Below are 12586 nucleotides of genomic sequence, written 5' to 3'. Positions count from 1 at the left end.
AATTTGGAGAACTTAGGAGGCTGTATCCCATATGCCTGAAGGGCAAGTAATCAGCATTATATGTAAGGATTGGGGGATATATAAATGGGTGATGTTTTAAATTCCATAGATAAGCTTTCTGAAAAAGCGGTACAGTACGCCAGGGAATTTTCAAAAAATTTAGATTATTCCGAAAGCAGCATAGGTGCTGTCGAAGAGATTTTGGAATATTATCATAATGATTTGAAAGGGCATTTTATAAAAAACATCCTTAGAAAGATAAAAAAAGAAGCGCCTACCGATTCTCAGATATGGTCAATGGCAACTATTTGGGGTGTATATATCGGAGAAGTAATATGCAAAAACAGCTCAAACAGATGTAAATGGGTATACGAGGATGAGTTCGGAACGGGTGCTGTGCTGCATATAAAAGTTGATAATAATAACCGGGTTTATCCGATTGATAAGGCATTTAAGAGGTTGAAAAACGGTCCTGAGGATAATGTAGTATCATTTTATGAGGTCTTCAAAAAAATGGTTCTCACCGGTAATTTTCCGCAAGATCAATAAGGAGGTATTCCATTTTGGAAAGCATGTTTGCATGTTTGCAACTTATGTCAGGTAATTATCCGCATTGACTGATATACTGGGAAAAGGAGTGAAGCAAATGTCTGTTCAAACGATAGAATTAATGGTGAAATGGGTAGAGAATCACTTAACCGAGGGTCCGACTCTGAAAGATATGTCATCGTACGTTGGTTACTCACCGTTTTACTGTTCTGCGAAGTTCCGGGAACACATGGGAATGACATATAAACAATTTCTTGCTCAATGCAGGTTAACAGCTGCCGCTAAGGATCTTCGCACCACCGATGATAAAATAACCGATATTGCTTTTCGTTACGGGTACTCGTCATCTGAATCCTTGACGAGGGCATTTGCTGCAATATTCAAATGTTCCCCCCGCCAATACCGAAAAGCTTAGGGTGTTTCTTTTGAACAATGCAGGACAATGTAGAACAATGTACTGTATTGGATATTGCTTCCTCCGAGTTTGTGAATATAAAGGAGTAATATATGTCTGACAAACAGGGAAGAAACGATACCTGCTGGTGCGGAAGCGGACGCAAATATAAAAAATGCCATGCCCTTATTGAGGAGCAAATGGCCATCTACCGTTCAAAAGGGTGCGAAGTGCCTCACCCCGGATTGCTTAAAACCCAACAGCAAATTCAAGGTATCCGGGACAGCAGCAAACTGAACATAGCCTTACTGGATTTTATCGGGGATTATGTTGTTGATGGAGTAACCACTGAAGAACTTGACCGGCTGATTCATGAAAAAACCAAAGAGTTTGGAGGTATACCTGCAACTCTTAATTATAATGGATATCCCAAAAGTGTTTGCATCTCAATAAATGATGTTGTATGTCATGGTATTCCGTCTGACCGTGTGATCCTGAGAAACGGGGATATTGCGAATATTGATGTATCTACCATTTACAACGGCTTTTTTTCGGATTCTTCCCGTATGTTTTGTGTCGGTGAGGTTTCCAGCGAAAAACAAAGACTTGTTGATGTTGCAAAAGAATGTATGGAACTGGGGATTGAACAGGTAAAACCCTGGGGATTTCTCGGAGATATAGGGCAAGCGGCTAATGATCATGCCAGGAAAAATGGATATTCTGTTGTTCGGGAAATAGGCGGACACGGTATTGGCCTCCAGTTTCACGAAGATCCTTGGGTCAGTTACGTGTCAAAACGGGGAACAGGAATGCTTTTGGTTCCGGGCCTTGTTTTTACCGTAGAGCCTATGGTCAATATGGGAAAATCCGATGTATCAACGAATGAGAGCGATAGCTGGACAGTTTATACAGTCGATGGAAAGCCCTCTGCACAATGGGAGAAAACCGTGCTGGTAACAGAAACGGGTCATGAAATACTTACGTATTAAAACATATTTCTGATTTATGATCCGCGGATCGGATTGGCTGCCTTTTGGCCGATATGGGCGATTTAACAACAAAATTTTTACTTTACTTTTATGGGGAAAAATATGCGATACAAGGTGAATACAATTGTACGGAATTGTATAAAAAAAGAATGTGAATGTAAAAGCTGCGCGTTTAACGGCATTGAGGGAATGTGCAGTGGGTGTACAGAGTGTTTTGAACATAAAATATTGGCTTCGGTGTCAGAATGCAGGATAATAAAAAAAGGGAATTGGTCAGGGTTTGGCGCTATAGCTTTAAAGGACTCATATATGATTAGTATTCCTGCCGGACCTTGTGATATCCCTGAATATTTTTATATAAGCGAATACGAATTTGACACTTTTGAAGAGTGGAAAGATGATGCTTCCAGGATATTGGAAATCGAACAAAGAGAACATTACTGATATGTCTTTTATGCGGGCGTTCTGCCGCTGCTCAATTGATGCGCAAAATTTTATAAAGATATGACATTATTTTTCCAATATGGATATAATCTACCAAAACTAAAAAAAATCTACTTACAATCTATATCTTTCCATATATAATTTTATTTGGAAATAAAATTATTTTCTAACCTATTTTACAATAATCGTTCTTATAATTTATGTATCGATTATAGTTATATAACGGTTATTGTATTAAAGTTGTACAAAACTGTTAAATGCTGTAATATTTTCGATTTCTTTCAGTGAGTACAAATACAATTATAAGGGACAAGACATATGAGAGTATAATTTTATGGAGAAGAAACTGGGGGTTGTTATTAAACTGGGAAAATTTTATACCATCAGCCGATGTAAAGTTACTATAACTATACTGACTGATGTATAAATAAAACACAAAATTTTAAGGAGGCAAAGATTATGTTAAACAGCAAAAGGTACATCAGGAAAGCCTTAATTTGTCTTCTGGCTGTTGTTTACATGTCGGTGAGTCTTAATTTTCCCGCATTTGCAGCAGACACGAACATCGCACCCCTCGGAAACCCAACCACATCCTACTGTTCTCCATGGGAAACACTGTCTGCAATCAATGACGGTTATACACCGGCCAGTTCAGCAGACCACAGCAATGGCGCATACGGAAACTGGGACAACCCCGGAACCACGCAATGGGTACAGTATGATTTTGCCCAGAATTATGCAATTTCCAGGAGTGAAGTATACTGGTTCGATGACAACGAAGGTCTGGATCTTCCGGCATCCTGCAACTTCCAGTATTGGAACGGCAGTTCCTGGGTGGATTTCAGCAACCAGTCAGGAAAGGGCGTAGCAGGCAATACCTTCAATGTAACTTCCTTTACATCAGCTACAACAAATAAAATCCGCCTGAGCATGACGGCTAAAGCAGGATTCTCTACAGGTATTCTCGAGTGGAGAGTATGGGGCTCACCTGCTTCAAGCGGCACAAACGCCGCACCTGTGGTTAATGCGGGACCGGATGCAACGGTAACATTGCCTGGTGCAATATTGGCAGGAACAGTAACTGATGACGGACTTCCAGCCGGTGCTGCAGTTACAGCGACCTGGAGCAAGGTAAGCGGTCCTGGAACAGTAACATTTGCAAATCCAGGCTCGCCAGGTACCGCAGTAACCTTCTCGGTAGAAGGTACATATGTGCTGCAGCTCACTGCCAGTGATACGGCATTGACGGCTTCCGATACCGTTACCATAACGGTAAATCCGGCAGGCAGTTCCGGCTCATATGTATGGAATTATGGGAATGTTCCAGGTGCAGCCATAGAACCCTGGAACGATAATCCGACCCTTACACCGATTAACATTAATCCCTACGGAACCCCTTCGTTGACAATTCCCTACGGCTATATTTTATTGAGTCAAGGTCCAAACGGCACATCACAGGTACCACAGGCCACTCAAATATCCATACTTAAGCGTATTAATGAAGACTTAAAATGGGAAGGCCAAAGCATGGGTGTACATATGCCTCCCTGGTCAACCGGAAAAACCGGAACAAAATACATGGACTATTTCTTTACCAATACAGGATTGCCGCGTGATCCCGGACCTACGGGAGATCAGGCCTGGGAAGGTTCATATCCGTTTGTTGAAAGCGATGCCAGCGGAATGAATGACCAAAACAGATATAATATTACCCACGAATTTAATCATGTTCTCTTAAATTCATACGGTACTGTACCCGGACAATCGGTATCCTGGATTCAGGAGTCGTTAAACGACTATATGATACTTCGTCTTGCCGAGTGGAGAAGCGGTGCAACACCGGGACAATCACAGCAATTTCCGTTCCCTTCCGGAATCGGTTATCTTGACAGGGAAGTATACAAGCAGCCGCATGTACCCATTGAAAGCTGTGGGATCAATTCATCGGGAGAAGCTACCGGACCATCTGATTATATGAATGACAGCACGGGATACAGATATAATGACTTATTCCCGCTATTTGTATCACAGCGTGTCGGAATGACATTTTATTTTAAAGTATTTGAAGAAGCCAAAACTACCGAACAGAACCTGCAGACCATGACAAGACTGCTGGATAAGCAAAGAGTACAATCGATGGTAACAGAGTATTCTGCCCGTTTAGCCCTGGGAGACTTTATGGAGTTTTCTACCGCTGTCCAGGGTGTTGCTTCAACATCCATGTATGCAGCTACCACCAACCAAAGCGGTTGGCTTGTCCCCTCAGACAGCAGCAAGTTTCCAAGATATACGGGAAGAAACTTTATACCTGTTTCAGTCAACCAGGGAGCAACTTCAGTAAGTGTTAATTTTGCACCCGATTCACTGGGAAGCAATGGCACTACCGCTGATATGAGAGTTCAAATAGCATATCGCGCTACAGACGGCACTACTGTATTCAGCACACCGGTTTCAAGCGGTCAGACTACTATTCAGCTGACCAAGCCTCCAAAAAATGGAGTTGTAATTGCAGTTATCAGCAATGTGACAATGAGCGGATACAAAAAAGCTAAATCCTACGGCTGGGACCCAACGGAAAGGTTCGGATATAAAATCCAGTTAACCGGAGGAACAGCAGCTCCAATTAATAAACTATATTTCTAATATGTAATGTTTAGGCAGCTACAAGATCATTTCTGAAAATTGAAATAAGGCATGACTGCCTCCGGGCTGTCATGCACAAAAAAACCGCCATTTTTGGGCGGTTTTTTTGTCTGTTTCCCTATGCAAGGGAAATATTCAACAATCCGAAAATGAATGAAAAGTCTGACGGGGAGAGCTGGGGCTTTCAATATCAGTACTTGACAACAAAGGACATTATAGTAGAATTGTTTTGTAAGACCATCCTTTTGAAGTCTGCCAGAACTGCTCGGGAGCAGTCTTAAAGTTGAAGTGTGCATATGCTGCAAGTATACTTAAGGTATACTACACGTATGTACTGTCGTTTAAAGCCATTCGTTTTTTGTTTTAACATCAAACTCTGTATTTGAATATAAGGGGTTTATTATGATTCTCAAAAAAATCAGTGAGATTTTTAAAAGCTTTTTTGATGTTAAGCATAGTATCAAGGCCAAAATATTTGTGAGTTTTACAATAGCGACAATAGCTATTACTGCAGCAATTTCCTTATACTGGTACCAGGTTACCATAAAGTCAACTACCGACGCTCTCCGGGTAAACATGGAAAAAAGTACAAACAGCTCCATGGTACAGCTCGAAAATGCCATCGGGGATATAAAGGAAATGCATTCTACGCTTATTTATGAAACCAACAGCCTCGAATACATTATAGAAAACAAATATTCACCTCCTGATGCTGAATGGTTCAAATCATATAAACAAATATATATGAATCTAAGAACCATGAACATAAACTTTTCCAGGACAGTTTCGGGCATCGGCATTTTCAAGGTTAACGGAGAGACCTGCATAAATGGCTATTTGCCTCTGGATAATGATATTTTCTCTATGAATGAAATCAAGAGCCTGAAAAAAAGTCAGGGTAGTGATGTTATTTTCTTTACCTTCAAGGCTGCAGGTGAAACACAAAATGAAGTGCTTAAGTACATTTTTGTCGGGCGTTCTGTTTTGGACAAGGGGGAAGAAAAAGCTGTCATTGTTACAAAGCTTAATGAAAGCATCTTTAACAGAATATTCAGTGAAGGGGTCTACCCGAAAGGTTTTGTATTATTACTGGACAAGGGCGGAAATGTGGTTTATGACAGTTCACCGGGACAGTATTTAAACGAAAAAGACAGGTATATAAAAAACCCGGATTTTAGCATCGACACACAGAACAGGGAGAAATATCTGGTTTTTTCAAAAAAGGCAAAATATACGGGTATGACAGTTATATCAGCTATCCCGTATGAATATATTGATGATCTCAATAAGACAATACGTATGCAGTTGTTTATCATGCTCATAATAGAGGTGCTGGTAATAGCAGTGATCTCTATGTTGATTTCCGATAAGATGACCCTGAGGCTCAAGAGCTTGTCTCGTAACATGAAAAAAGTCGGAAACGGCTCAATGACGGAATTAAGCGGGGTCAATGGGGAGGATGAGGTTGGACAGCTAAGCGTTTCATTTATAAAAATGACCAATCAGATCCAAAAGCTCATGCAGGATATTAAACAAAATGAGAGACAAAAAAGGGAAATGGAGATAAAAGTATTACGGGCACAAATCAGTCCGCACTTTTTGTATAACAGCTTAAACACCATAAATTACCTGGCTCTTTTGCAAAATTCCCAGAATATACATGTGCTGACAGCCTCGTTGATTGACCTGCTGCAGGGTGCGGTAAATGTCGATGACCAGCTCATAAGTGTTGAGGACGAAGTAAAATATGTCAAAAGCTACATAAATGTTCAGCGATACCGTTTTCCCCAGGAAATACAGGTTGATTACCAGATAGAAGCACAGGTTGAAAACTACAAGGTGCCTAAAATGATTTTACAGCCAATAGTTGAAAATGCAATAATTCATGGTTTTGCTGAAGTAAAGAAGGATAGCATGCTGCGGATTAGAGCGTATACGCCTGATCAGGAAAGCCTGGTATTCAATATCACAGATAACGGCATTGGTATGAGTGCCGAAAAAATTGAGACTGTTTTAAATAATAATTCAAATAACAGTAAAATAAGATTCAGCGGAATTGGGGTAGGTAATGTCGACTCAAGAATAAAACTGCAATTTGGTGATGATTTCGGGATATCCATTTATTCAAGGGAAAGGGTTTATACCACAGTAGAAATCAAGCTCCCCATCATTGAGGAGCACGCAGATATATGAAGCAAGCAATGATTCAGAAAACTATGTTACCGCTGAAGCGGCTTATGGAGGCTGGCACGTATGATAAAAGTCCTGTTGGTAGATGATGAATTTCTGGTTTGCAGCTTTTTGAAAAATATTATAATCTGGGAGGACTATGGCTATTCAATTGTAGGGCAGGCCAGCAATGGAGCCCAGGCGCTGGAAAAAATCAGCCAGTTGAATCCTGAGCTGATCTTTCTGGATGTCAGTATGCCTGAGTTGGACGGAATAGAATTGATTCACATAATACATAACCGTTATCCCGCCATAAAGGTAATCATGCTCAGCAGCTATTCAGACTACAACTATGTTCGTGAAACCATGAAAATGGGGGCAGTGGATTATCTGCTGAAGCATCAGTTAAATTCAAACGATTTGATTCAACTGCTGACAGGCCTGGGATTTGAAACGAATGAGAACGTAAATACAGCTGTTATGGATTCGCAGGAACTTTCCGGATATAATTTCAATGTGCTGCGGGACAGCAGGACACGCAGCTTTTTTGAAAAAGGCCGGCCGGAGGTGCCCGAACCCTTGAAATATTTGAGAAATCCAATGATGACTGTTGCCAAAATCAAAATATATATTGCCGATATTACCAATAACGGTTCTTTGGAACAGCAGGAACGTTTTATCCAGGGAGTTTTATCCACCTGCATTCAAATATGCAACCAGGAATATCAGACAAAAGTGATTTATCAGGGAGAGCTCAAGCTCATATTCCTTTTTTCGGCACTGGCGGGAGAGAACGTTCAGGAACAGGAGCTCAGGGTGCAGCGCTGTATGAACATTGTTCATGATGCAATATTGAAATACCATAATATCTATCTGCACTGGAAGCAGGGAAGAAGATGCCAGGCACCGGAACAGCTTCCCCAGGAATACTCTTATGTATTGGAGCTGTTTGAAAAAGACATAAATACTGAGAAATTTGTGCAGTCATTTCAATTGTCTATTGAACAGGAGAGGCAGATCATCTTAAGTGTGCTGAGTAAAAACAAACCAGGTATACATGAGGTATTGACTGAGATTTTTATGCCTATGACCATGACAAAGGTTCACAGTACCGGATTGGCACTTCTGGCAGGTGATATTCTGACCTTGGCTGTAAAGCTGTATAAAGAGAATCATGTACATTTTTGTGAAAGGTCAAACTATGAAATCCTCAATTCCGACATTGAGAAAACTCTTTTATATTTTGATGAACTGTTTATAACCCTTATCAACCATATTGACAATTCAGCCAATTACTCCAAAACTATCACTACTATTATCGATTATGTGGATAAGCATTACAAAGGGGATATAAGCCTGAATGATATCGGCAGACATTGTTCAATGAATCCCTCGTATTTAAGTACTATCTTCAAAAAGGAAACCGGTGTCAGTTTTGTTCAGTATATAAACCGCATCAGGGTTTACAATGCAGGAAAACGAATGCTCATGGAAGGGATCACGCCGACACAGGTATTCGAACATGCCGGTTTTAACAACTACAATAACTTTTTTACCATATTCAAATCAATTACCGGTATGACACCTACTCAATTCATAAAACAGGCTACCGTTGACTGGATTGCAGAGTTTAACCCCTTAAAGAAATAATCTATAAAATTATTATGTCAAATCCAAAAAATATTCATTTCAATATATATTTTCTTAATGGGAGCATATTGATTCGGATGCTAAAATGATCTCATTAAATATACAGAAGGAGTGGTTAAATGAAAAAGAACTTTAAGAGTCTGGCAGCGCTTGGAGTTGTAGCAGCTATAAGTTTATCCATGTTTGCAGGATGCTCGGATGCCGGGAAAAAGTCTGAACCGACTGCTGGTGTTTCATCAACTGCGGAAAACTTTAATGCAACGGGCTTTCCTATTGTAAATGAAACCGTAACCAAGAAATTCATGATCAGAAAGCCGACTCATATCGGAGACCCTTCAAAAATGCTCACATTGCAGGAATATGAAAAGAAGACCAATGTGAAGATAGAATGGGATGTTGTATCGTCGGATGGGTTTCAGGAACGTGTGAATCTTGTCATGGCTTCCAATTCCATGCCGGATGCTATTTTAAAAGGTGTTCCGGACATTACCAAAACTTCGGCGGATGGATCAATCGTAGATATATCAGGATTGATAGACCAATATTCAACCGGGTTGAAATCTTTGTTTGAGTCATATCCGGAGGCTAAGGCAGCGTCTTTGTCACCGGACGGAAAGATTTATTCCATACCCAATATCAATAGTCTTGCTCCCAATAAGACCGACCATAAAAATATGTGGATCAATAAAAAATGGCTGGATAATTTGGGATTGGAGGTTCCAAAGACACTGGACGAGTTCGTTAATGTTTTGAAAGCCTTCAGGGATAAGGATGCGAACGGGAACGGCGATCCCAATGATGAGATCCCTTATGTTGTGGAATACAGCGGAGGAGACCATATGGCAAGGACAAATATTTTCAGCGGGTTATGGGGTATCTATTCCAACATGGGTTATCCCAACGCAAGAATAACAGATCATAAAGTAGAAATTTATTCGACCTCCGATAAATTCAAGGAAGTACTGCAATTTATGAATATGCTGTATAAGGAAAAACTGCTGGACAATTCTATTTATACTCAGACCTCCGATGTGGCACTGTCCAAGTTTAACAGTGACAGATCAGGAAGCTTTGGACTGTCGTCTGATGATCTGTGGAATAAATACTCCGACGACTACATAGCATTGGCTCCGCCGGCAAACAGTAATGGAGACACGCCTGTAATAGGTCTGGGCTCCACATATGCAGGCCCCAGCATGGTTATTACAAAGGCGGATAAGACGCCTGAAATCACTTTGAGATGGATTGACTATTTTTATACTGAAGAAGGTGCAAATTTTATCGGTGGCTTAACCGACGAACTTGTTGGAAAGACATGCCAGAAATTACCTGATGGGAGCTTTGATTATACCGATGAAATGCTGAAGAGTGAAAAGGGTGTTTCAATGGCATTAGGTGCAGTTTGCCCATTACCTGGCGGAGGCTTCCCGTATTGGAGAAACGAAAACAATTCGAATTTTGTCTATTCCAAGAAAGTAAAAGAATCGGTTCCTGTATATGAAAGCTATTATCAAAAAGATCCTGCATATGCATATCCGGTATTCACAGTGGATGAAAATGAAAAGGTAAATGATATCCGGCGTGATCTGGATGTTTACCTGAGAGAATGTGAAGCTAAATTTATTACCGGGGAATTGAGTTTTGACAAGTGGGATGAATATGTAAAAACATGCGAGAAAATGAAGATCAAGGATTTGGAGAGTTACTTCCAAAGTGCGTATAACAGAATGAATTAAGGTACGAAACCAGGCCGTGCTGTTTAGAGACAGAATTAGCATGCTTCAGCTGTTGAGGTTTGGCACTTGCAAATAAACAGTACGGCTTTAAAAAAAATTATAATACGTAAGTTGGGAGTGATTACAGTGTACAGTACAACAAATTACAGTCCGGGCAAAAGACAAAATTTTTTCATACATGCATTTAAAGAACATTGGCAGTTATATTTGATGTTATTGCTTCCAATCATATGGTATGTTGTTTTTCTATATGTTCCAATGTATGGTATTCAGATTGCATTTCGTGACTATATGCCCTCTTCAGGTTTTCTGGGCAGTGAATTCGTGGGAATAAAGCATTTTCAGCGTTTTTTCGAATCGTTTTATTTCGGAAGAGTGCTAAAAAATACATTATCAATAAATTTTTACTCTCTGGTAATTGGTTTCCCAATACCGGTTATATTTGCACTGTTATTGAATGAAATAAAATATAACAGGTATAAAAAGCTTATACAAAATATAACATATTTACCGCATTTCCTATCGGCAGTCGTAATTGTGAGTGTCTTACAGCTCATACTGTCACCCGACAACGGGGTGCTGAATATGATTCTTTCTTCCATTGGTATGGAGCAGAAAAACTTTTTGGCGGTACCGTCCTATTTCCAGCATATATATGTATGGTCGGGGATATGGGAAAATATGGGCTGGGACGCTATTATGTATATTGCAGCTCTTTCAGCGGTTGACCCGGCCCTGTATGAGGCGGCAACCATAGATGGTGCTTCGCGTTTCCAGAAAATACGTCATGTGTCAATTCCGTGCATCATGGGGACTATCATTATAATGCTTTTGCTAAGATGCGGTTCAATTATGAATATAGGCTATGAAAAGATTCTGCTGATGCAAAACAGTTTGAATATGGATGCCAGCGATGTCATATCAACTTATGTATACAGGAGCGGTATTTTAGGAGCGGAATATTCATTTGCCTCTGCCGTGGGACTGTTCAATTCGGTATGTAATTTTGCACTTCTGATTTTTGCAAATACAATGGCAAAACGCTTTGGAAAAACAAGTCTGTGGTAAATGCGGCAGCGCAGAAGGATATGCAATTTTGAGGAGATGAGGTTATGGCAAAATATAGAAATACCATTGGAGATACCAGCGGAGATAAAGTATTTTTAGCGGGAGTAATGGTAGTCAGTACATTGATTTTATGTATTGTGATCTATCCGCTGCTTTATGTATTGAGTGCTTCCTTTAGCTCCGGTGATGCCGTTATGAATGGCAGAGTTTACTTATTTCCGGTTGAACCTTCCGTTGAAGGCTATAAAATGGTGTTCGAGGATCAGAACATTTTAACCGGATTTAAAAATTCACTGATATACACTTTTCTTGGGACTATGATTAATATGGTTATGACAACCCTGATCGCTTTCCCTTTATCAAGAAAAAAACTTCCCGGCCGGCAGGCTATTATGTTTATAGTAACTTTTACAATGTTTTTCAGCGGAGGTTTGATACCAACCTTTCTGGTGGTGGAAAAATTGAAGATGGTTGATACTGTCTGGGCGATGGTGGTTCCAACTGCAATATCAACCTTTAATTTAATTATTATGAAAACTTATTTTGAAAACTCAATTCCTGAGGAGCTGGGCGAGTCGGCAGCTCTGGACGGATGTAATAATTTCAGGTTTTTACTGTCTATCGTATTGCCGCTTTCAAAACCCATACTGGCGGTTTTGGTGCTGTATTATGCCGTAGGACATTGGAATCAGTATTTTAATGCTTTGATTTACCTGCGCTCAAATGAAAGGATCAGCCTGCAGCTGGCCTTGAGAAATATACTGCTGGCCAACCAGATCAGCAGCGGAGGAAGCGACTCGGGGGGCTTCGGAGAAGTGGCAAAAGTCGGCTTGACGGTAAAATATGCGGTGATCATTGTTTCAAGTATACCGGTCATGATATTGTATCCTTTTATTCAGAAATATTTTGTTAAAGGTGTAATGATCGGTGCAATCAAGGGCTAA

Annotated in this window: 10 protein-coding genes; all 10 read left to right on the top strand. The window is 40.3% G+C overall.

What is annotated here, in order from left to right; genetic code table 11:
• Positions 1-84: 84 nt before the first annotated feature.
• The 10 genes from CTER_RS27315 to CTER_RS25510 all read left to right on the top strand — a co-directional run bounded on the left by CTER_RS27315 (position 85) and on the right by CTER_RS25510 (position 12586).
• Entirely contained in the window at positions 85-549 is a 465-nt protein-coding gene (locus CTER_RS27315) for a DUF3806 domain-containing protein (protein ID WP_004630954.1), read from the top strand.
• Positions 550-646: 97 nt separating this feature from the next.
• Positions 647-964 carry a helix-turn-helix transcriptional regulator gene (locus tag CTER_RS25550; protein WP_004630824.1) on the top strand — a complete coding sequence of 106 codons (318 nt, stop codon included), beginning with the start codon at positions 647-649 and terminating at the stop codon, positions 962-964.
• A 92-nt stretch (positions 965-1056) separates the two neighbouring features.
• Entirely contained in the window at positions 1057-1932 is an 876-nt protein-coding gene (locus tag CTER_RS25545; RefSeq protein WP_004630815.1) for a methionyl aminopeptidase, read from the top strand.
• Between the two features lie 102 nt (positions 1933-2034).
• Positions 2035-2376: a hypothetical protein gene (locus CTER_RS25540; RefSeq protein WP_004630875.1), complete on the top strand. Its 342-nt coding sequence runs from the start codon at positions 2035-2037 to the stop codon at positions 2374-2376.
• A gap of 459 nt (positions 2377-2835) precedes the next feature.
• Positions 2836-5019, top strand: coding sequence for a PKD domain-containing protein (locus CTER_RS25535; protein ID WP_004630774.1), 2184 nt, complete (start codon positions 2836-2838; stop codon positions 5017-5019).
• A 402-nt stretch (positions 5020-5421) separates the two neighbouring features.
• On the top strand, positions 5422-7212 hold the full coding sequence (locus CTER_RS25530) for a sensor histidine kinase (protein ID WP_004630780.1): 1791 nt from the start codon (positions 5422-5424) through the stop codon (positions 7210-7212).
• Positions 7213-7272: 60 nt separating this feature from the next.
• Positions 7273-8838, top strand: a complete 1566-nt coding sequence (locus CTER_RS25525; RefSeq protein ID WP_004630777.1) for a response regulator transcription factor — start codon at positions 7273-7275, stop codon at positions 8836-8838.
• A gap of 119 nt (positions 8839-8957) precedes the next feature.
• Positions 8958-10574 carry an extracellular solute-binding protein gene (locus tag CTER_RS25520; RefSeq protein WP_004630789.1) on the top strand — a complete coding sequence of 539 codons (1617 nt, stop codon included), beginning with the start codon at positions 8958-8960 and terminating at the stop codon, positions 10572-10574.
• A gap of 126 nt (positions 10575-10700) precedes the next feature.
• Entirely contained in the window at positions 10701-11642 is a 942-nt protein-coding gene (locus CTER_RS25515; protein ID WP_040762216.1) for an ABC transporter permease, read from the top strand.
• 44 nt (positions 11643-11686) lie between these two features.
• The gene (locus CTER_RS25510; protein ID WP_004631000.1) at positions 11687-12586 is read left to right on the top strand and encodes a carbohydrate ABC transporter permease; all 900 of its coding nucleotides are present in this window, start codon (positions 11687-11689) and stop codon (positions 12584-12586) included.

The sequence above is a fragment of the Ruminiclostridium cellobioparum subsp. termitidis CT1112 genome (assembly GCF_000350485.1).
GTDB lineage: Bacteria > Bacillota > Clostridia > Acetivibrionales > DSM-1351 > Ruminiclostridium > Ruminiclostridium termitidis.
The sequence above is the reverse complement of the archived record's forward strand: the minus strand, read 5'-3'. Positions and strand labels throughout refer to the sequence as shown.

Coding starts and splice junctions, on each gene's coding strand:
- CTER_RS25545 (WP_004630815.1), top strand. CDS start 1,057: ATGTCTGACAAACAGGGAAGAAACGATACCTGCTGGTGCGGAAGCGGA.
- CTER_RS25520 (WP_004630789.1), top strand. CDS start 8,958: ATGAAAAAGAACTTTAAGAGTCTGGCAGCGCTTGGAGTTGTAGCAGCT.
- CTER_RS25525 (WP_004630777.1), top strand. CDS start 7,273: ATGATAAAAGTCCTGTTGGTAGATGATGAATTTCTGGTTTGCAGCTTT.
- CTER_RS25535 (WP_004630774.1), top strand. CDS start 2,836: ATGTTAAACAGCAAAAGGTACATCAGGAAAGCCTTAATTTGTCTTCTG.
- CTER_RS25510 (WP_004631000.1), top strand. CDS start 11,687: ATGGCAAAATATAGAAATACCATTGGAGATACCAGCGGAGATAAAGTA.
- CTER_RS27315 (WP_004630954.1), top strand. CDS start 85: ATGGGTGATGTTTTAAATTCCATAGATAAGCTTTCTGAAAAAGCGGTA.
- CTER_RS25540 (WP_004630875.1), top strand. CDS start 2,035: ATGCGATACAAGGTGAATACAATTGTACGGAATTGTATAAAAAAAGAA.
- CTER_RS25550 (WP_004630824.1), top strand. CDS start 647: ATGTCTGTTCAAACGATAGAATTAATGGTGAAATGGGTAGAGAATCAC.
- CTER_RS25530 (WP_004630780.1), top strand. CDS start 5,422: ATGATTCTCAAAAAAATCAGTGAGATTTTTAAAAGCTTTTTTGATGTT.